Origin of the sequence: Microbacterium sp. Marseille-Q6648 (assembly GCF_943181415.1) — a bacterium.
Taxonomy (GTDB): domain Bacteria; phylum Actinomycetota; class Actinomycetes; order Actinomycetales; family Microbacteriaceae; genus Microbacterium.
The window spans coordinates 86,974-106,183 of record NZ_CALPBZ010000002.1 but is presented as its reverse complement, the minus strand read 5'-3'; the positions used below and the strand labels follow the sequence as shown (position 1 = coordinate 106,183).

General features: G+C 72.5%; 18 protein-coding genes. 7 read left to right on the top strand and 11 right to left on the bottom strand.

The window, feature by feature from the left end:
• The 6 genes from NFR93_RS08165 to NFR93_RS08140 form a co-directional block, all read right to left on the bottom strand.
• Entirely contained in the window at positions 1 to 819 is an 819-nt protein-coding gene (locus NFR93_RS08165; RefSeq protein WP_251451807.1) for an ABC transporter permease, read from the bottom strand.
• Positions 816 to 1,613 carry an ABC transporter ATP-binding protein gene (locus tag NFR93_RS08160; RefSeq protein WP_251451804.1) on the bottom strand — a complete coding sequence of 266 codons (798 nt, stop codon included), beginning with the start codon at positions 1,611 to 1,613 and terminating at the stop codon, positions 816 to 818. Before NFR93_RS08160 ends, NFR93_RS08165 begins: the two co-directional genes overlap by 4 nt.
• Positions 1,610 to 2,524: an ABC transporter permease gene (locus NFR93_RS08155; protein WP_251451801.1), complete on the bottom strand. Its 915-nt coding sequence runs from the start codon at positions 2,522 to 2,524 to the stop codon at positions 1,610 to 1,612. The genes NFR93_RS08160 and NFR93_RS08155 overlap by 4 nt, the downstream gene beginning before the upstream one ends.
• Positions 2,521 to 3,540 (bottom strand): TIGR03842 family LLM class F420-dependent oxidoreductase, encoded by a 1,020-nt coding sequence (locus NFR93_RS08150; protein ID WP_251451798.1) that lies wholly within the window; start codon positions 3,538 to 3,540, stop codon positions 2,521 to 2,523. Before NFR93_RS08150 ends, NFR93_RS08155 begins: the two co-directional genes overlap by 4 nt.
• Before the next feature lie 10 nt (positions 3,541 to 3,550).
• Entirely contained in the window at positions 3,551 to 4,984 is a 1,434-nt protein-coding gene (gene hydA, locus NFR93_RS08145; protein WP_251451795.1) for a dihydropyrimidinase, read from the bottom strand.
• Between the two features lie 136 nt (positions 4,985 to 5,120).
• Positions 5,121 to 5,969, bottom strand: coding sequence for a nitrilase-related carbon-nitrogen hydrolase (locus tag NFR93_RS08140; RefSeq protein WP_251451792.1), 849 nt, complete (start codon positions 5,967 to 5,969; stop codon positions 5,121 to 5,123).
• Between the two features lie 189 nt (positions 5,970 to 6,158).
• Here NFR93_RS08140 and NFR93_RS08135 point away from each other — a divergent pair, with 189 nt between their 5' ends.
• The 4 genes from NFR93_RS08135 (at position 6,159) to NFR93_RS08120 (ending at position 10,466) form a co-directional block, all read left to right on the top strand.
• Positions 6,159 to 7,388 (top strand): sensor histidine kinase, encoded by a 1,230-nt coding sequence (locus NFR93_RS08135; RefSeq protein ID WP_251451789.1) that lies wholly within the window; start codon positions 6,159 to 6,161, stop codon positions 7,386 to 7,388.
• A complete protein-coding gene (locus tag NFR93_RS08130; protein ID WP_285814559.1) occupies positions 7,385 to 8,023 on the top strand; it encodes a response regulator in 639 nt (212 codons plus the stop codon). The genes NFR93_RS08135 and NFR93_RS08130 overlap by 4 nt, the downstream gene beginning before the upstream one ends.
• Positions 8,024 to 8,154: 131 nt before the next feature.
• Positions 8,155 to 8,937, top strand: a complete 783-nt coding sequence (locus NFR93_RS08125; RefSeq protein ID WP_251451786.1) for an ABC transporter ATP-binding protein — start codon at positions 8,155 to 8,157, stop codon at positions 8,935 to 8,937.
• 137 nt (positions 8,938 to 9,074) lie between these two features.
• Positions 9,075 to 10,466: an ABC transporter permease gene (locus NFR93_RS08120; RefSeq protein ID WP_251452970.1), complete on the top strand. Its 1,392-nt coding sequence runs from the start codon at positions 9,075 to 9,077 to the stop codon at positions 10,464 to 10,466.
• A 93-nt stretch (positions 10,467 to 10,559) separates the two neighbouring features.
• Here NFR93_RS08120 and NFR93_RS08115 read toward each other — a convergent pair whose 3' ends face one another.
• Complete coding sequence (locus tag NFR93_RS08115; RefSeq protein WP_251451784.1) at positions 10,560 to 11,090, bottom strand: hypothetical protein; 531 nt, start codon at positions 11,088 to 11,090, stop codon at positions 10,560 to 10,562.
• Positions 11,091 to 11,137: 47 nt separating this feature from the next.
• Here NFR93_RS08115 and NFR93_RS08110 point away from each other — a divergent pair, with 47 nt between their 5' ends.
• On the top strand, positions 11,138 to 11,797 hold the full coding sequence (locus NFR93_RS08110; protein WP_251451781.1) for a 2-phosphosulfolactate phosphatase: 660 nt from the start codon (positions 11,138 to 11,140) through the stop codon (positions 11,795 to 11,797).
• A gap of 384 nt (positions 11,798 to 12,181) precedes the next feature.
• Here the strand turns inward: NFR93_RS08110 and NFR93_RS08105 are convergent, their stop codons facing one another.
• From NFR93_RS08105 to NFR93_RS08095, 3 genes are all read right to left on the bottom strand, one after another.
• Entirely contained in the window at positions 12,182 to 12,670 is a 489-nt protein-coding gene (locus NFR93_RS08105) for a SprT-like domain-containing protein (RefSeq protein WP_251451778.1), read from the bottom strand.
• A gap of 30 nt (positions 12,671 to 12,700) precedes the next feature.
• Positions 12,701 to 13,228, bottom strand: coding sequence for a tetratricopeptide repeat protein (locus NFR93_RS08100; RefSeq protein WP_251452967.1), 528 nt, complete (start codon positions 13,226 to 13,228; stop codon positions 12,701 to 12,703).
• An 89-nt stretch (positions 13,229 to 13,317) separates the two neighbouring features.
• The gene (locus tag NFR93_RS08095) at positions 13,318 to 14,181 is read right to left on the bottom strand and encodes a spermidine synthase (RefSeq protein ID WP_251451775.1); all 864 of its coding nucleotides are present in this window, start codon (positions 14,179 to 14,181) and stop codon (positions 13,318 to 13,320) included.
• A gap of 60 nt (positions 14,182 to 14,241) precedes the next feature.
• Here NFR93_RS08095 and NFR93_RS08090 point away from each other — a divergent pair, with 60 nt between their 5' ends.
• Positions 14,242 to 14,997 (top strand): 5-oxoprolinase subunit PxpA, encoded by a 756-nt coding sequence (locus NFR93_RS08090; RefSeq protein WP_251451772.1) that lies wholly within the window; start codon positions 14,242 to 14,244, stop codon positions 14,995 to 14,997.
• The gene (locus NFR93_RS08085; RefSeq protein WP_251451769.1) at positions 14,991 to 16,556 is read left to right on the top strand and encodes a 5-oxoprolinase subunit B/C family protein; all 1,566 of its coding nucleotides are present in this window, start codon (positions 14,991 to 14,993) and stop codon (positions 16,554 to 16,556) included. The genes NFR93_RS08090 and NFR93_RS08085 overlap by 7 nt, the downstream gene beginning before the upstream one ends.
• 15 nt (positions 16,557 to 16,571) lie before the next feature.
• Here NFR93_RS08085 and NFR93_RS08080 read toward each other — a convergent pair whose 3' ends face one another.
• Positions 16,572 to 19,202 carry a DUF4062 domain-containing protein gene (locus NFR93_RS08080; RefSeq protein WP_251451766.1) on the bottom strand — a complete coding sequence of 877 codons (2,631 nt, stop codon included), beginning with the start codon at positions 19,200 to 19,202 and terminating at the stop codon, positions 16,572 to 16,574.
• Positions 19,203 to 19,210 lie beyond the last annotated feature (8 nt).

Below are 19,210 nucleotides of genomic sequence, written 5' to 3'. Positions count from 1 at the left end.
TCACGCCGGCGGGCGCCTCGTCACCAGGCGCTCCAGGAGCGAGGTGCCGAGGAAGAACGCGAGTCCGATGCCGATGCCGCCGGCCACGTAGGCCCACGCCAGGGCCGCGCGGCCGGACTTGGCGTACGTCGCGATGGCGGTGCCGATCCCGTCGGCCGGGCCGCCGAAGTACTCCGCGACGAGGGCGGCGATGACCGCGAGCGAGGCGGCGATCCGCAGGCCCGTCATCAGATACGGCAGGGCAGCGGGCAGCGTGAGGTGGCGAAAGGTCTGGAGAGGCGATGCCGCCGCGGCGCGCAGCACATCGCGGTGCACCGGCCGGGTCTGGCGGAGTCCGCGCAGGACGTTGACGAAGACCGGGATGAACGCCGCGATCATCGCGACGGCCTGCCGGCCGAACTGGCTGGAGGCGCCGAACATCGTGTTCAGGATCGGGGTGATGGCCACGATCGGGATGACCGCCAGCGCGGCGACCAGGGGAGCCAGCATCCCGTCGATCGGCCCCGCGGCGGCGGCGAGCCCGGCGAGCACGACCGCGATGAGCGCTCCGAACGTCAGGCCGATCAGTGCGTTGGTGGCCGTGATCGCCATGTCTTCCGAGATGATGCCCCACCGGGTGACGAGCTCCGCCCCGATCGTGATCGGGCTCGGCAGCATGCGGGGAGCGGCGCCGAGGACGTCGACGTAGAGCACCCACACCGCGAGCCCGAGCGCCCCGACCACCACCGGCGCGATGAAGCGCAGCCAGCCGGGCAGCGGTCGTTCGGACGGCCCCCGCCGGGTCGGGCGGACGCGGGTGAGGGACTCGGTCGCGCTCATCGCTCGGCCGCCCGTTCGACGCGTGTTCCGTGCAGTGCCTCGCGGACGGCCGTGACGCGGTCGAAGTAGGCCGGGGACTCCCGGAGGCCCTCTTCGCGTGCGGGGCCGAGATCGGTCACGATGACGTCGGTGATGCGGCCGGGGCGGGGGCTCATGACGACCACGCGATCCGAGAGGAAGACCGCCTCGGGGATCGAGTGGGTGACGAACACCACCGCCGCCCCGGTCTCGGCGGCGATGCGGGCCAGCTCGGTCTGCAGGTACTCGCGCGTCATCTCGTCGAGCGCGCCGAACGGCTCGTCCATCAGGAGCAGCCGGGGCCGGGCGGCGAGCGCGCGGGCGATCGCGACGCGCTGCTGCATGCCGCCCGACAGCTGATCGGGGTAGCGGTCGATGAAGTCCGAGAGCCCGACCAGCTCGGCGAGCTCGGCCACGCGTGCGCTCCGCTCCCCGCGCGAGACCCCGTGCACCTCGAGGGGCAGGGCGATGTTGGCGGCGACCGTGCGCCACGGCAGGAGCCCGGCCTGCTGGAACGCGATGCCGTAGTCCTGGTCCACACGGGCCTTCGCCGCGGGCTTGCCGAAGATCTCGAGCGTGCCCGATGTCGGGGTGTCGAGATCGGCGATCAGACGCAGCAGCGTCGACTTGCCGCACCCCGAGGGCCCGATGAGCGAGACGAACTCGCCGGCCCGGACGTCGAGGTCGACACCGGTGAGGGCGGTGACCTCCTCGCCCTTGGCGGTGCCGAAGACCTTGTCGACGGCGCTCGCGCGGACGGCCGTGGCGGTGCTCATGCGGTCGCTTCTCCTCTGCGGTAGTTCTTGAGGCCGAGCCCGATCAGGGCGACCGAGCCGGCGGCGATGAGGCCGAGCACGATGGATCCGAGTGTCGGCCCCCACGGCGCGGCCGGGTCGGACGAGGCCTGCCCGGCCAGCTGGATGAGCATGCGGCCGATGCCGCCGCGCATGCCGATGGACACCTCGGCGACCACGGCCCCGAGCACCGCGTTCGCCGCGGCCAGGCGCAGCGCCGGCAGCAGATAGGGCACCGCCGCGGGCAGCCGCAGGCGCAGCAGCGTCGTGCCGTAGCCGGCCGCGTAGCTGCGCATGAGGTCGAGGTGGATGCGATCGGGGGCGGCGAGTCCGCGCAGCACCCCGACGGCGACGGGGAAGAAGGCCAGGTAGGAGGCGATGACCGCCACCGACAGCCACTGCGGCCACGGCGTGCCGCCGCGGTCGATCTGATTCCCGATCGCGTTGACGACGGGGGCGAACGCGATGAGCGGAACGATCTGACTCACGACGATCCAGGGGAGCAGGCCCCACTCCACCAGACGCCACCGCTGCATCGCCAGGCCGAGGGCGGCGCCGACGACCACGCCGATGAGCCAGCCCACCGCGGCGATGCCGAGCGTGACGGCGGCGGCCGAGGCCACCGAGACCCACAGCGGCGGGGTCTGCCCGCCGCTGGTCGGGGCGAACAGGCGCGCGACCATGTCCCACACGTGCGGCATGGCTCGATCGTGAGTGCGGGGGAGGATCATGACCCCTGAGCCGGCCTGCCCGGCCGTCGCGCCGATGACGACTCCCTCGGCGGGGCCCAGGAACTTGTACAGCTCCCACAGGAGCAGCACCGACACGACCCCCAGCGCGCCCCAGCCGACGGCGCGCCACCGGCGGGCGTCGGCGTCGGCTCGTGCGCTCATGCCTTGGCCGTGACGTGGTGCGAGAGCGCGGGGATGACGGTCTCGCCGTACACCCGCATCGTCTCCTCCTTGTTGTCGTGCTGCAGGTAGCCGGCGAACTGCGTGACGCCGATCTCGCGGAGCGCCTCGAGCTTGGCGATGTGCTCCTTCGCGGTGCCGAGGATGCAGAACCGGTCGACGATCTCGTCGGGCACGAAGTCGACGTGGTCGTTGTCGGCCTTGCCGTGGGTGTTGTAGTCGTATCCGGTGCGCCCGGCGATGTAATCCGTGAGCGCCTGCGGGACGGCATCGCCCCGGTGGCCGTACTTCGCCACGATGTCGGCGACGTGGTTGCCCACCATCCCCCCGAACCAGCGGCACTGGTCGCGCATGTGGGCGACGTCGTCGCCGATGTACATCGGGGCGGCGACGCAGAAGGCCAGCGCGTCGGGATCGCGCCCGGCCGCGGCCGCGGCATCCTTCACCGTCTTGATCATCCACGCCGCGATGTCGAGGTCGGCCAGCTGCAGGATGAAGCCGTCGCCCACTTCGCCGGTGAGCTTGAGCGCCATCGGCCCGTACGCGGCCACCCAGACGTCGAGCGTCGACCCGCGGCTCCACGGGAACTGCAGGGTCGCGCCGCGGTATTCGGCGGGGCGCGAGTTCGCCAGCTCGCGGATGACATGGATCGACTCCCGCAGCTCGGCCATCGTGGTCGGCTTGCCGTTCGTGACCCGCACCGCCGAGTCGCCGCGACCGATCCCGCAGATCGTGCGGTTCCCGTACATCTCGTTGAGGGTGGCGAAGACCGAGGCCGTGACCGTCCAGTCCCGCGTCGCCGGGTTGGTGACGAACGGGCCCACCGTGATGCGCGTGGTCTCGGCGAGGATCGCCGAGTGGATGACGTACGGCTCCTGCCACAGCAGGTGCGAGTCGAAGGTCCACACGTGGCTGAAGCCGTGGGCCTCGGCGAGCTTGGCCAGCTGCACGGTGCGCGCCGCGGGCGGGTTGGTCTGGAGGACGACTCCGAAATCCATCTGGGACCCCTTAGATCAGATACTGCGACAGGCCGCGCTTGAGGAAGCGTCCGTCGCCCTTGGAGCCGAGGTACCGCCCGTCGCCGACGACGACCTTGCCGCGTGAGATGACGGTGTCGACGTGCCCGTCGATCTCGTAGCCCTCCCATGCCGAGTGGTCCATGTTCATGTGGTGCGACGCCGCCGAGATCGTGGTGTGGCCGTTCGGGTCGTAGACGACGACGTCGCCGTCCGCGCCGGGCTGGATCACACCCTTGCGCCCGTACAGGCCGAACATGCGGGCCGGTGTCGTGCTGGTCAGCTCCACCCAGCGCTCGAGGGTGATCTTGCCGGTGACGACGCCCTGGTACATGAGGTCCATGCGGTGCTCCACCGAGCCGATGCCGTTCGGGATCGCACGGAAGTCGTCGGCGCCGAGCTCCTTCTGCCCCTTCATGCAGAACGGGCAGTGGTCGGTCGAGACCATCTGGATGTCGTTGGTGCGCAGCGCCTGCCACATGTGGTGCTGGTGACCCTCGCTCCGGCTGCGCAGCGGAGTCGAGCACACCCACTTCGCCCCCTCGAACTGGCCCCATTCGTCGCTGAACGCGCCGAGCTGCTCCTCCAGCGACAGGTACAGGTACTGCGGGCAGGTCTCGCCGAAGACGTTCCAGCCCTGGTCCCGACCCCACGCGAGCTGCTCCACCGCCTGCTTGGCCGACACGTGCACGACGTACAGCGGTGCGCCGGTGAGGTTCGCGAGCATCATCGCGCGATGCGTGGCCTCCTCCTCCATCTGCCAGGCCCGGGCGATGCCGTGATAGTACGGAGCCTTCTTGCCGGCGTCGGCGAGCTGGGCGGCGAGCACATCGATCGCGGGGCCGTTCTCGGCGTGCATCATCGTGAGCATCCCGGTCTCGGCCGACACCTGCATGGCGCGGAGGATCTGCGCGTCGTCGGAGTAGAACACGCCCGGGTAGGCCATGAAGAGCTTGAAGCTCGAGACGCCCTCGTCGACGAGCCCGCGCATCGCGGCGAGGGAGTCCTCGTCGACACCGCCGACGATCTGGTGGAAGCCGTAGTCGATGGCGCAGTTGCCTGCGGCCTTCTCGTGCCAGGCGGCGAGTCCGTCCTGCACACGCTCCCCGTACCGCTGCACCGCGAAGTCGATGATCGACGTCGTGCCGCCCCAGGCCGCGGCCCGCGTCCCGGTCTCGAACGTGTCCGATGCGTTCGTGCCGCCGAAGGGCAGCTCCATGTGGGTGTGGGCGTCGATGCCGCCGGGGATGACGTACTTTCCGGTCGCGTCGACGACGGTGTCGACGGATGCCGCGAGGTCGGTTCCGAGCAGCTGCGAGCCCGGTGAGAGGACGGCGGCGATCGTCTCGCCGTCGATGAGGACGTCCGCTCGGCCGCGGCCCGTGGCCGACACGACGGTTCCGCCGGTGATGAGTGTGGTGGTCATGATCCGATTTCTCCGTTCTCGGTCTTCCTCGACCCGCGAACCAGGGGATCTGCGCCGAGACCCGTGGCCTCGTCCCCGGGCTCGGCGTAAATCCCCTGTCTCGGCGTCGGCGTCGGCTGCGGCATCCGTCTCCCCCTCACGGCTTCGCGATCCGGGTGTACGAATCGGGCCGGCGGTCCCGGTAGAACTGCCAGTCGTCGCGCATCTGCCGCACCATGTCGAGGTCGAGGTCGCGCACCAGCAGCTCTTCGTGCTCGCTGGAGCCGCGCTCGCCGACGAAGTTCCCCCGCGGGTCGATGACCTGGCTCGTGCCGTAGAAGTCCACCGCCAGCTCGCCGTACTCGTTGTCTTCCCGACCGACGCGGTTGGGCTGCAGCACGAAGTACCCGTTGGCGACGGCAGCCGCAGGACCCTCGACCTCCCACAGTCGGTTGGACAGGCCGGGCTTGGTCGCATTCGGGTTGAAGACCATGTGCGCGTCGGCCAAGCCGAGCTCCCGCCACCCCTCCGGGAAGTGGCGGTCGTAGCAGATGTACATGCCGATGCGGCCGACCGCGGTGTCGAACACCGGGTAGCCGAGGTTGCCCGGCCGGAAGTAGAACTTCTCCCAGAAGCGGTCGAGGTGCGGCAGGTGGTGCTTGCGGTACGTGCCGAGCACCGTGCCGTCGGCGTCGACGAGCACGGCGGTGTTGTAGTAGACGCCGGTCTCGGCCTCTTCGTAGATCGGCAGCACCATCACGACGCCGAGCTCCTTGGCGACGGCGGCGAAGCGGGTGACGATCGGGCCGTCGACCGGTTCGGCGTAGCGGTAGTACTTCTTGTCCTGCGTGATGCCGAAGTACGGCCCGTAGAACAGCTCCTGGAAGCACATCACCTGAGCGCCCTGCGCCGCCGCGTCGCGCACGAAGCCCTCGTGCTTGTCGAGCATGGACTCCTTGTCGCCGGTCCAGGTCGTCTGCGAGATCGCCGCGCGTACCGTCGTCATCGTGTCTCCGTCCGTGTCGCTCGGGTTCGGCGGGTGCTGCCGGCTGACCCGATCCTTCTGCCTCGACGTTTCCCGTCGGTTTCGGCCTGTGTCCGGACAGTAAAGCCTGCGGGCGGGCGCGACAAGGGGCACCCCGGGATACATCGCCAGACGGATGCCGGCGCGTGCGCTCTGCCGTACCGTGAGACGGTGCTCCGCCCCCTCACCACCCACCAGGTCGTGGTCGACCTCCTCGTCGCCGGCCTCTTCCTCGTCGTGGCCGCGCCGGCCGAGCTCAGCATCATGGGCGGCGTCGGGAGCACGGGTGCCGCGTCGGACGCGGCCGGGGTGCTGGTGGCGGTGGTCTTCACGGCGGCGCTCGCTCTGCGCCGACTCGCTCCGGGTCCTGCTCTGGCGACGGCGTGGCTCGGCGCAGTCGTGCAGATGGGACTGGGGCGACCCCCCTCGGTGTCGGACGTCGCCATCTTCGGCGTGCTCTACGCCACGGCCGCGTACGGCTCGACCCTGGTGCTGCGGCTGGGCCTCGTGTCTGCTCTCGTCGGCGCTGTCGTCATCACCGCCTACCTGACGTTCGACCAGTTCTACGGCGGGGGCGGCGCCTTGACCTGGCAGACGCTGCCCCTGGCACTGGTTATGCTCGCGGCGGCGGCGTTCGCACTTGCGCTGTCGTGGACGATCGGCGCGCTGGTGCGCACGGCGCGTCGGGCACGAGCGACCCGCCTGGCGCAGGAGCGCGCGGAGTCCGAGGCCGTCGCCGAGCAGGAGCGGGTGCGCATCGCTCGCGACATGCACGACGTCGTCGCCCACTCGCTGACGGTCGTGGTCGCGCAGGCCGACGGCGCGCGGTACGCCGCGGCATCCGACCCCGCGGCGGCCACCGTGGCGCTCGAGACGATCTCGTCGACCGCACGCGCCGCCCTCGCCGACGTCCGGGTGCTCCTCACGCAGCTGCGCCACAGCCAGACCCACGGGCCACAGCCCGCTCTCGCCGACCTCGAGCAGCTGTACGCGCAGGTGCGCGCGGCAGGGGTGGCGGTGCGCGTCGAGGTGGATCCCGCACCGGTCGCCGAGCCGTCGGCGGCGGTGCAGCTGGCGGTCTATCGCATCCTGCAGGAGGCGCTGACGAACGCGCTGCGCCACGGCGACGGCGAGTCGGTGTCGGTCCGGCTCTGCTGGCACCCGGACCGCGTCGACCTCGAGGTGCGCAACCCCCTGCCCGCCACGGCGGGCACCCACGGCGTGACGGGATCCGGCGCCGCCGGAAGCGGCGCCGCCGGAGCGGGTGCGCCCGGCCCGCGCGGGCACGGCCTCATCGGCATGGCGGAGCGGGCGAGCCTGGTGGGCGGCATCCTTCGCGCGGAGCGGCGCGAGGGTGTCTTCGTCGTCGATGCGACGCTGCCGATCGGAGCCCCGGCGTGATCCGCGTGGCGCTCGTCGACGACCAGGCGCTCTTCCGCGCCGGCATCCGCATGCTCGTCCAGTCCCAGCCCGATCTTGAGGTCGTGGCCGAGGCCGCGGACGGTCGAGCCGGGGTCGAGGCGGTGCGCGCCGCGCGACCGGACGTGGTGCTCATGGACATCCGGATGCCGGTGATGGACGGCCTGGCGGCGACGGCCGAGCTGCTGAAGGACCCCGACCCGCCGCGCATCGTGATGCTCACGACCTTCGACCTCGACGAGGCGGCCGCCCGCGCGATCCGCGAGGGAGCAAGCGGATTCCTGCTGAAGGACGCAGACCCGGAGTTCCTGCTCGCCGCCATCCGCACCGTCCACTCCGGTTCTGCGGTGATCGCCGCCTCCGCCACGCGCGAGCTGTTCGCCGCTTCGGCGCCGGTCGCGCGGCCGCCGGTGCCGGCGGCGTTCGACGAGCTGACCGAGCGCGAGCGGGAGATCTTCGCGCTCGCCGCGAGGGGGCTGTCCAACGCCGAGATCGCCGCCCGCGAGTTCCTCTCCGAGGCGACGGTCAAGACCCACATCAGCCGCATCCTCACCAAGCTCGCGCTGCGCGACCGCGTGCAGCTCGTCGTCTACGCGTTCGACCACGGACTGGCCTGAGCCGGGCGCACCGGCTGCGGGAGCCGCCGACGCCCAGCCTGAGCGGCCGACCCGGGATCATCCTCGCGATGTACGCGGATGCGACCTGCGGCCGACGCGGGGCGGCGCAGGTGATCCATAGCGTCGAAGGCATGGAGATCACCACCACAGACCTGGGCCTGGCTGCCCGGGTGCAGCAGCTCACCAAGACCTACGGCTCCGGAGACAGTGCCGTTCACGCTCTCGCGGGGGTGAGCGTCGGCATCCGACGCTCCGAGTTCACCGCGATCATGGGGCCGTCGGGCTCGGGCAAGTCCACGCTCATGCACGTCATGGCGGGGCTGGACGCTCCGACGTCCGGACGCGCCTGGATCGGCGACACCGACATCACGGGGCTGTCCGACCTCGAGTTGACGATCCTGCGCCGACGGCGCGTCGGGTTCGTCTTCCAGTCGTTCAACCTCGTGCCCACCCTGACCGCCCTGGGCAACATCCTGCTGCCCTTCGACCTCGATGGTCGTCGCCCCTCGGCGCTGGAGCGTGCCCGCATCGACGGCCTCGTCGACACGCTCGGACTCGCACCGCGCCTCGGGCACCGGCCCCATGAGCTGTCGGGCGGTCAGCAGCAGCGGGTCGCGATCGCGCGCGCCCTCGCCACGGGGCCCGACCTCGTCTTCGCCGACGAGCCCACGGGCAACCTGGACTCGCGCTCCGGCCGGGAGGTGCTGTCGCTGCTGGCCACCGCGAGTCGCGAGCACGGACAGTCGATCGCGATGGTCACCCACGACCCGCTGGCCGCATCGCACGCCGATCGCGTGCTGTTCCTCGGCGACGGTCGCATCGTCGCCGACAAGCCGCGGCAGAGCGCGGAAGAGATCTCGGCGTACATGCTCGCCGCAGAACTCGGCGCCGCACAGACCGGGGCAGCGGCATGAGCGGCACCGTGAGCGCCGCCGTGAGCGGCACCGAGAGCCGGATGCCGGGGGCGGCGCGAGCGGGATCGCACCCGCCGCGCGTGGTCGCCCGCGAGACACCCGGCCCGGCACGTCTGGCGTGGCTCCGTGAGCGCGGCATGGGGGCGAGCGTGCTGGTGGCGGCGATCTCGTCGGCGTTCGGCGTGATCCTCCTCGCGGCCACCGCCTATCTGTCCGCGCTGCTGCGTGCCGACCCCTACATCGGCGACAGCGGGACCCTCTCGGTCGTGCTGGCGATCCTCGGCGCGCTGCTGCTCGGCGTGGCGGTGTACGTCGCGGCGATCGTGACGGCGAACACCTTCGCCACCGTCGTCGCCGGCCGCACCCGTCGGATCGCGCTGCTGCGCCTGATCGGGTCGTCCGCGCGGGCCCAGCGCGCCGAACTCGCCCGGCAGGGTCTGGTGGTCGGCGTGCTCGGCGCCGTGATGGGACTGGTGGGCGGCACAGCCGTCGCGGCGGCGGGAGTCGGCGTCGCCGAGGCCGCGCTCGGCCTGGAGGGCATCGACTTCGATCTCGTGCGCGGTGAGCTGCTGCTGCCGGCGGCGATCGTGGTGCTCACCACCTGGGCGGCGGCCTGGGCGGGCTCGCGCCGCGTGCTGGATGTCACTCCGCTGCAGGCGCTCGGGGGCTCGCAGGAGCGGGGCTATGCCGAGGTGTCCGGTCGTCGCGGCCGCCACGTCGCCGCCGTCGCCCTCATGGTGGCCGGGGCCGCTCTGCTCGCGCTGGGCGTCGTCATGGGTCTGGTCACGCCGTTGGGTGTCATCGTGGCCTTCGTCGGCGGCATCCTGTCTTTCACCGGCCTGTCGATCGGGTCGGTTCTGGTCATGCCTCCCGTGCTGCGCCTGGTCGGCCGGGCTTTCGGGTCCGGGGCGACGGCGCGACTGGCCGCCGAGAATGCGCTGCGCCAGCCGGAGCGATCGAGCCGCATGGCGATCGGGGTGGTGATGGGCGTCACCCTCGTGACGATGTTCGCCGTCGCGCTCGAGACCGTCGAGCGGGTGCTGGCGGTCTCGGCCGGAGGCGAGCTCCCCGAGGAGATGACCACCATCATCGACACCTTCGCGGCGATCATGATGGGCCTGGTCGCCGTGTCGGCGGTCATCGCGGCCGTCGGCCTGGTGAACCTGCTGACGATCGGCGTCGTGCAGCGGCGGCGCGAGCTCGGCCTGCTGCGGGCGGTCGGGCTGTCGAACACCCAGGTGCGACGCATGGTGCTGCTGGAGGCGCTGCACATCACCATGTCCGCGACGCTGGCCGGCCTCGTGCTGGGCGTCGTCTACGGCTGGGCCGGAGCGCAGTCGGTGCTCGGCTCGGTGCAGGTGGATCCGGACGGGACCGGGTCGACGTTCTCGCTCGTGTGGCCGGCCGTGCCGCCGGGACCGGTGGTCGCGATCGTCGTCGCCACCGCGGTGCTCACCCTCGTCGCGGCCGTCGTCCCCACCCGTCTGGCCACGCGCGTGTCACCCGTCGAGGCCCTCGCGATCGACTGACCCCCGCCCGGGTCCGGTCCTTCCGGGCCCGGTCGAGTCCGCGAGAGTACATCTGCGCGCCGAGAGGGCGGGTGCGGCCCTACGCCTCGTCCGTCAGATGTACTTTCGCGGATTCGGGTCGGGTTCGGGGGCGGGGCGGGGTCGTGCGCCCAGGACGGCGCCAGGGCGCGGATGCGGGCGCCCCGCCACTGCCAGGTCGCCCACAGCCCGGGCCACAGGGGGGGCGGCGGCGCCGCCGATCACGAGGCGGTCGCGCCAGAGCGTGCGGGTGGGGTCGCCGGGGGCCGGCGAGACGGCCATCTGGTGATCCCACACGTCGAGGGCCGCGAGCGGGCCGGTGAGAGGGATGCCGGAGTCGCGGAGGATCCGCACGTCGCCGTCCGCCTCCTCGACCCGCCGCTCGCTCACGTGGATGAGCTGGCGGCCGACCGGCAGGGCCCCGGCGATGGAGAGCTGGACGGGGACGTCCGCGCCGGACTCCAGTGACGTCGGCAGGCCCTCCGCCGCCAGCGGGTCCATCTGTAGCAGCGGCCCGTAGAGCTCCGCGACCGCGCGGGGGGAGTGCAGGGCACGCCACGCCGCGTCGGCGTCGCAGTCGATCACGAACTTCAGCATGATGCGCATGCTCACAGTGTCGCACCGAGCGCGAAGCGCGGTTCTAGGCTTGACGGATGCTGTCCGCCACCCCTACGGAACTGACGCCGTTCGATCAGCACCGCTACCAGGTTCGCCTCGAGTGGGGCGCGTCGGGACTCGCGCGTCTGGCTCCGAGCGACCTCGTCGTCGTGGTCGACGTGCTGCGCTTCTCGACGTCCGTCACCGACGCCGTCGCGCGGGGCGACCGGGTCGCTCTGGACGCCGCCGCGCACGCTGTTTCGATCAACGGCGCCGCCGTCGCCGAGGCGGCCGCTGCGGCCGGGGCGCGGGTGCTGCTCGGGTGCCTGCGGAACGCGGCCGCGGTCGCTGCGGAGGTGCTCGCCGAACAGCGACGGCGGGGCGAGCGCACCAGCGTCGCGGTCATCGCCGCGGGCGAACGGGTCTCGCGCGACCCCGACGCCGACCTGCGCTTCGCGGTGGAGGATCTGCTGGGCGCCGGCGCGATCGTCGCCGCGCTCACCGACCTCGGCATCGACCACACCTCACCCGAGGCCGCGGCCGCGTGCGAGTCGTACCGCGGGCTCGGCAGGGCGGTGCGGCACCTGGTCACCGCGAGCGGTTCCGGCCAGGAGCTCATCGCCGCCGGACGCCGCGACGAGGTCCTCGCGGCCGCAGAGGTCGACGCCGTCGGTGTCGTTCCCGTCCTCGAGGACGGTGTCTTCACCGCCCGCTGACCCCACGCGTGCAGGTGGCCCGGGGGAGCGTGGTGTCCGATGGCGCCCCCCCCCCCGCCCGCCGCCCACCCGCCGCTCGCCCTCCGCTCGTCGCGGTCGGCGGAGGTGATGTCGCCCAGGGAGGACCGGAACTCGCGCGAGGGACCTCCGCTCGCGGCATCCGCCTGTCGTCGTCGCGACGAGGGGAGGATGCTGCGCCTCTGCGCCTCTGCACGTCAGCGCCCCGGGGGGAGGATGCTGCATCTCCGCGCCTCGAGGGCCGGATGCTGCATCTCAGCGCCCCGCGGGGAGGATGCTGCACCTCAGCGCCCCGCGGGATTGCGCTGCGGGTCGCGCAGTCCTGGAGGGCGGCGCCGCGACGCGGAACCGGCGCGCACCCGCGACTCAGCGGGGTGTCAGCGCCGCCAGACGTGTGGCGGGGGTGATCTCGCGACGGGTCCATGCGAACAGGAACCGCTCGTCGAAGCGCGGCGCGCACTTCGCGCACGACGTCGCCCGCGACACCTTGCGGTGGCGGTAGGCCACGTGTCCGGACGGGCACACCCCGATCCAGGGCGCGAGTTCGGTCGCGGTCTCGCCGTTGTGGGTGGTGCCGCCGACGTACCCGAGCTCGCGGGCCTGGGCCTTCCACTGCGGACCATGGCCGGCGGCGGCGCCGGCGAGGGCGTGCGCCACTTCGTGCAGGAGCGTCTGGTGATTCGTGTCGTCGTCGTAGCGGGCCGCGAGGTAGCGCGAGACGCTTATCCGCTTGCGCTGGTAGTCGCACAGTCCGGCACGGCGCTTGGCGTTGTCGAACCCGAAGGTCCACGACGCGTCGAGGTGGAGGGTGAGGAGAGCTTCCGCCCAGCGGCGGACGTCACGCAGTTCCGACATGTCCGGAAGAGTAGAACGTACCTACGACACTCAGCTGGCGACGGAGGCGTCGACCCGGCGCCGGTCCGCGGCGTCGACGGCCATGAGGGTCGCCTGCAGCTCGGCGTCCGACGCTCCGGCATCCTGCCGCAGGAACAGGGCGCGCTTGAAGTCCGCGCGGGCGAGGTCGTAGTCGCCGGCGGAGTAGAAGCACTTGCCGCGATGCTGGTACGCGAACGCGGCGATCGCCGACCAGCCCTGGCCCTCCGCCTCGGCGGCGCACGTCGCGAGCTCCTGCTCGGCGGCGGCGTACGCGCCGCGCCAGTGCATGACCGATGCGTGCAGGATGCGGGCGCGGAGGAGGTCCTTGCGGGTGCCCGCCATACGCGCGACGCGGACGGACTGCTCCGACAGGACGAGGGACTCGTCGAGACGGTCGAGGACCTTCAGCAGCCATACGCGCTCGAGCAGGGCGGGAAGGCTCCGCTGCGGTCCGATCTCGTCGAGCCGCTCCTGGCAGCGTCGCGGATCGACCTTCTCGCGCAGCGTGTCGGGGTCGTACCCGAGGATGTAGCTCACCATGTCTCCCTTCGCCGCGCGCGGCCGCCTCGCGTTCCAGTGTGCAACGGCCCCGCGCCCGATCCGGCGCGGCTCGCCGGTCGGGATCGTCAGCGGTCGAAGACCGACGCCGACGGCTTCGGCGACGCCGTCGCGTCGGCGTCGGTCACCAGGCGCGCACCCCGCACGAAGTCGTCCAGCTCAGCTCCCTGGGCCACCTTGGCCGGATGCGGTCCCGCGGCCATGAGGCGGGGGAGCCACGCGGTCGGCAACGCGGCCGCCGACCCGACGATCACCAGATTGCCGAATCGCCGCCCCTTCAGCGTCTGCACCTCGGCGAGGACGATCACGTGCTCGAGGACGGCGCGCACCGTCGCGACCTGCCGTCGGGCGAAGGCCAGGCCCGCGCCGTCGGCCACGTTCACCAGCAGCACCCCGTCCGGCGCGAGGAGTGCGGCGGCGGCGCGGTAGAACTCCACGGTCGTGAGGTGTGCGGGTGTCTGCGCGCCGGAGTAGACGTCCGACACCAGAAGGTCGACATGGCCGACGAGACCGGCAGGAAAGCGGCCGAGCGTCTCGCGCGCGTCGCCGATCCGCGTGCGGATGGACGCTCCGCGAGGCAGCGGGAGGTGCGCGCGGACGAGCTCGATGAGGGCCGGCTCGATCTCGACCACCTGCTGGCGCGAACCCGGCCGGGTCGCCTCGACGTAGCGCGGCAGGGTGAGCGCCCCCGCGCCCAGGTGCACCGCGGTCAGCGGCTGCCCCGGCATCCGCAGCTGGTCGATGACCGCCCCCATGCGGGCGATGTACTCGAAGTGCAGGTGGGTCGGGTCGTCGAGGTCGACGTGGGACTGCGGCGTGCCGTCGACGTCCAGCTCCCACCCGCCCGCGTACGCGGACGGGATGACGCGGGCGATGGTGCCGTCCGAGAGTCGCGCCGAGGGCGCTTCGTCGTCTCTCCTCGTGCGCGCCACGCACCCACGATAGACCGGTGGCCCTCGTGACACCTCGGCGAGCGGGGCTACCGTGGAGGCGTGGCCGTCATCGATCTGAACGCCGACCTCGGCGAGACCGTCGACGGGCTGCCCACCGCCGACGACGAGGCCATGTTCGCGGTCATCTCGAGCGCCAGCATCGCCTGCGGCGGGCACGCGGGGGATGCCGCCTCCGTCGCCGCGGCGATCGGCCGGGCCTCCCGATTCGGAGTGTCGATCGGCGCGCATCCGTCGTATCCGGATCCCGTAGGCTTCGGCCGCACCGCGATGTCGCTTCCGGCCGACGCGCTGCGGGCGACGCTGGATGAGCAGCTCGAGCGGCTGCGGACGGCGGGAGCCGACATCCGGTACGTCAAGCCCCACGGCGCGCTGTACAACCGGATCGTCGCCGACCGCGAGCAGGCGCTCGTCGTCGCCGATGCCGTCGCCGCGCTCGCGGATGCCGTCGGACGCGCCGTGCCCGTCCTGGGCCTCGGCGGTGCGATCGCCGCCGCGGCCGCCGACCGCGGGCTGCCGTTCGTCCACGAGGCGTTCCTCGATCGCGGCTACCTGCCTGACGGAACGCTGGTCCCGCGCGGCCAGCCGGGGGACCTCCTCCACCACCCGGACGTGGTCGCCGCCCGCGCCGTGCGGCTGGCCCGTGAGCGAGAGGTCGTCGCGGTGAACGGTGCGATCCTCACCGCGGACGCGGCCTCGCTGTGCGTCCACGGCGACACCCCTGCGGCGGTCGCGATGGCGCGGGCGGTGCGTCGCGCACTCACCGAGGCCGGGGTGGAGGTGCGGGCACCGTGGTAGAGCCGCGGCTGCTGCCGATGGGGGAGCGCGCGGTCCTCGCCGAGGTCGACACGCTGGAGGAGGTGCTCGGCCTGCACGCCGCTCTGTCGGCGACCCGTCCCGACGGCGTCGAGGACCTCGTGCCGGCAGCCCGCACCGTGCTGGTCACCCTCGACCCTGCCCGGCTGCCGTTGTCGGCCGCGCGTTCGTGGATCCGCGCGAGCGCGGCCGGCGAGACGGGCGCGATCCCGTCCGCCCCGCGCGCCTTCGAGCTCGACGTGGCGTACGACGGCGACGACCTCGGCGACACCGCCCGGCTCCTCGGTGTCAGCCCCGACGAGCTGGTGCGCCGCCACGCGAGCGCCGCCTGGACCGTCGCCTTCACCGGCTTCGCGCCGGGATTCGGGTACCTCGTGAGCGCCGACTGGCCTTTCGACGTCCCGCGCCTGGACACCCCGAGAACGAGGGTTCCCGCGGGAGCGGTGGGCCTCGCGGCGGGCTTCAGCGGCGCCTATCCCCGCGAGACGCCCGGCGGGTGGCGTCTCATCGGCACCACCGCCGCCCGGCTGTTCGATGCGGATGCCGCCTCGCCGGCGCTTCTCGAGCCCGGATCGCGCGTGCGATTCCGACCCGTCGACCGCGCGTCGACCGCGGTCACGGCAGCGCCGGGCCCGCACCCGTCGAGCGGCGCTCCGGCGCTCCGGGTGGTGGAGCCCGGGCTGCTGGCGACGCTGCAGGATCTCGGCCGCCCGGGCGCGGCGTCCCTCGGTGTCGCCAGATCAGGAGGCCTCGACCGCCGCGCGCTTCGCACCGCCAACCGCCTCGTGGGCAACGCCGAGGACGCGACGGCGGTGGAGGTGACGATGGGAGGCTTCCGCGCGGTCGCCGCTCCGGCCGTCGGAGCGGCGCCGGACATCTGGTTCGCCGTGACGGGCGCATGGGGACCGGTGCGGCTCGCCGGAGTCGAGATCGACCCCTACGTCGCGCACCCGTGGCCGGCCGGCGAAGAGCTGGACCTCGGATGGTTCGAGCACGGCGCCCGCGCCTACATCGCCGTGCGCGGCGGCCTCGGCGGCACGACCGCGCTGGGCTCGCGAGCCACCGACCTCCTCGCCGGGCTCGGCCCGGCGCCGTTGCGTCCCGGCGATGTCGTCCTCTCGGGCGATGCGGCGACGGGTCCGATCCCTCCCGGCGACATCGCGCCGTGGAGCGCTCCCGCCGATGACGAGGTCGAGCTCGAGGTGGCACCCGGCCCGCGCGCCGACTGGTTCGCGGCATCCGCTCTCGAGCAGCTGTTCGAGGCGGTGTGGACCGTGTCGAGCAAAGCCGATCGTGTCGGCATCCGGCTGGACGGCCCCGAACTTGCGCGCGTGCGCACGGGAGAGCTGCCCAGCGAAGGCATGGTGCCCGGTGCGCTGCAGGTGCCGCCGACCGGCCGACCGACGGTGCTGATGGCCGACGGACCGGTCACGGGCGGGTACCCGGTCATCGCCGTGGCGATCGAGGCCTCGCTCGACGTGCTCGCGCAGGCGCGACCGGGCACGCGCGTGCGCTTCCGCCACGCGCGACCGGCGGTGTGAGCTGCGCCAGGCCGTCTACCAGCGGTGCATGCGAGTGGCCACCTCGGCCCACGCGTCCGCGGGCAGCGCCAGCTCGACGGCCTCGGCCATGCTGAGCTGCGCTCCGGCCCGCTCGCCGTCGGCCACGGCCTGCGGATCCCGGGCGCGCAGGATCTCGAGGTGGGGCACGTGGACGGTGAACGCCTCGACGTCGAAGACGCCGATGCGGTGCCGGATCATGCCCGCCGCCACGGCGAGCGCGGCTGCGCGCCACGCGTCCGCGCGGGCGGCAGCGACCGCGCACACCCCTTCGAGCCCGTAGGCGACCCCCTCGTCGTAGTGCAGGCGGATCGACAGCAGCAGCGTTTCGATGAACTCCCGCTCCGCGGCGTCGATCTCGCCGCGGACGAAGTTCAGCCGGGCGCGGATGTTCCCGGCCACCGATGTCGTGAACAGGTCGCCGCTGGCCGAGGCCACCGCGGTCGCCCGGTCGAAGTGCTCGAGCGCGGCGGCGGTGTCGCCTCGTACCCACGCGAGCCGGCCGAGCGAGACCACGGTGATGGCCTCGGCCCACGAGTTGCCGGCGGCGTGCAGCTTCTCGACGGCCTCGCGCAGCTCCTCATCGGCCTTGCCGGCGTCGATGTCCGCCAGCTGCACGCGCGCGGTCGCGCGGGCCGCGAGCGCCATGGCGGCGGCGTTCTCGTCTCCTGCTTCGGTGAACAGCCGGATGCACTCGCCGAGGCCGGCCACCACCTGCTCGCTCGGTCGCTGCCACATCTCGCCCCACAGCACGAAGAACCAGGCGATGGCGCGGGTGTGCTGCGAGATCGGCTGCTGCTTCTCGAGCAGCTCCAGCATCCACAGCCGCACCTCGGCGAAGAAGCCCGAGATCCACCAGTAGATGAGCAGGCTCCACGCGAACGCGCCGGCGTCGTCCAGCCGGTTGGTGTAGATGAGGTGACGCACCGCGGCCCGCAGGTTGGACAGCTCCAGGCCGAGCCGGCCGACCGCCTCGGCCTGTCCGAGCCCCTGCAGCCCCGGGGCGACGGCGTCGACGAGCCCGACGTAGTAGTCCGCGTGCGCGGCGCGCACCTGGTCGGCCTCGCCGCTGTCTTCGAGCGCGCCGATCGCGTATTCGCGCACGATCGCCAGCAGCGAGTAGATCTCGCGCCCCTCGATGTCGGTCTGCGCCACGAGCGACCCGTCCACCAGGGCGGCGAGGGTGTCGACGGCGTCGCCGCCCCACGGCCGGCCGGCGCCGATGGCCTCGACCGCTTCGAGGGTGAACCGGGTGGCGAAGACCCCGAGGTCCTGCAGCATGCACCGCTGCACCTCGGGCAGCAGGCCCACGCTCCACTCGATCGTGGCCCGCATCGTCCGGTGCCGCTCGGGCAGGTCGCGGACGGCCGCCGTCAGCAGCGGAAGGCTCCGCTGCAGACGCTCGGCGATGCCGTGCGGTGTCAGCACCCGCATCTTGGCCGCGGCGAGCTCGATCGCCAGGGGCAGCCCTTCCAGTCGCCGGCAGATGTCGGCCACGTCGCCGGCGTTGTCGGTCGTCACCTCGAAACCGGGCTTGACCGCGCGGGCACGGTCGACGAAAAGGGCCACCGCCGACGACCGCGTCGCCGGGTCGACGCTCGCCGGCAGGTTGTCGACGGGCGTGGTGAGACCGCGCACCTCGTACACCTGCTCCCCGCGGATGCGCAGCACGATGCGGCTGGTCACGAGGAAGGTGGCCGTCGGTGCGGCGTCGTACAGGCGCACCAGCACCGGGGCGGCGTCGACGATCTGCTCGAAGTTGTCGAGCACGACCAGCACCCGGCGTCCTTCGAGGGCGCGCGATATGCGCTCCTCGAGCGCGGCTTCGCCGTTGTCGCGGATGCCGAGACCGTACGCGATGGTCGGAAGCAGGAGCCCCGCCTCGAGAACGCCCTCCAGCGGCACGAACGACGTGCCGTCGGGGAAGATGTCCGTCGTCGCCAGTGCGGTCTCGATCGCGAGGCGGCTCTTGCCGATCCCGCCCGGCCCGATGAGGCTGATCACACGGTGGGTTCCGGCGGCGAGCAGGTCGCGGAGGGCGGCGATGTCGCCCTCGCGTCCGATGGTGGTCGTGTACGGCGTCGGCAGTCGGGTCGCCAGCGCCGCAGCCTCGGCGGGGTCGGCTGCGGCATCCTGCGTCACCTTGGATTCGTCGAAGCGCTCGGCCAGGAGGGTGGCGAGATCCCCCGCCACCTGCTCTTCGAGATGGTCGGCGTCGTGGAACGGCAGGTAGGCGGCGGTGTCGTCGGTGCGGATGCGCGCGATGAGCTCCTCGAGCCGTTCGTCGCGCGCGTCGACGGCCTTGATGTAGATGAGCTTGGGCATGTCGCGGGGAGCGAGGTTGTACTCGTCTTCGAGGCCCGACACCGCTTCGTCGGGCGCGACCCAGCCGTAGCTGGCGGCGTAGATGCCGACGAACACGTCGCTCTGGGCGAGATAGGACCGGTACAGCTCGCGGGGCGGATGGGGCCTCGCGCCGAGCTCGAACATGACCGGGGCCAGGCGCAGCCGCTCGATCGCCGCGCGCGCTGCGCGTCTCTCGTCCTGCAGCTCGCGCAGGGTCGAGCTGACGAACACCCGGATCCGCTGGTCGGGAGTGCGGATCACGGGCGGATGAGCCCCAGTCATGAAGACAT

Excerpts from the sequence above, each read along its gene's own strand:
- NFR93_RS08150 (WP_251451798.1), bottom strand. The coding sequence starts at position 3,540 with ATGGATTTCGGAGTCGTCCTCCAGACCAACCCGCCCGCGGCGCGCACC.
- NFR93_RS08080 (WP_251451766.1), bottom strand. The coding sequence starts at position 19,202 with ATGACTGGGGCTCATCCGCCCGTGATCCGCACTCCCGACCAGCGGATC.
- NFR93_RS08125 (WP_251451786.1), top strand. The coding sequence starts at position 8,155 with ATGGAGATCACCACCACAGACCTGGGCCTGGCTGCCCGGGTGCAGCAG.
- NFR93_RS08165 (WP_251451807.1), bottom strand. The coding sequence starts at position 819 with ATGAGCGCGACCGAGTCCCTCACCCGCGTCCGCCCGACCCGGCGGGGG.
- NFR93_RS08140 (WP_251451792.1), bottom strand. The coding sequence starts at position 5,969 with ATGACGACGGTACGCGCGGCGATCTCGCAGACGACCTGGACCGGCGAC.
- NFR93_RS08155 (WP_251451801.1), bottom strand. The coding sequence starts at position 2,524 with ATGAGCGCACGAGCCGACGCCGACGCCCGCCGGTGGCGCGCCGTCGGC.
- hydA (WP_251451795.1), bottom strand. The coding sequence starts at position 4,984 with ATGACCACCACACTCATCACCGGCGGAACCGTCGTGTCGGCCACGGGC.
- NFR93_RS08120 (WP_251452970.1), top strand. The coding sequence starts at position 9,075 with ATGGGGGCGAGCGTGCTGGTGGCGGCGATCTCGTCGGCGTTCGGCGTG.
- NFR93_RS08110 (WP_251451781.1), top strand. The coding sequence starts at position 11,138 with ATGCTGTCCGCCACCCCTACGGAACTGACGCCGTTCGATCAGCACCGC.
- NFR93_RS08115 (WP_251451784.1), bottom strand. The coding sequence starts at position 11,090 with ATGCGCATCATGCTGAAGTTCGTGATCGACTGCGACGCCGACGCGGCG.
- NFR93_RS08160 (WP_251451804.1), bottom strand. The coding sequence starts at position 1,613 with ATGAGCACCGCCACGGCCGTCCGCGCGAGCGCCGTCGACAAGGTCTTC.
- NFR93_RS08105 (WP_251451778.1), bottom strand. The coding sequence starts at position 12,670 with ATGTCGGAACTGCGTGACGTCCGCCGCTGGGCGGAAGCTCTCCTCACC.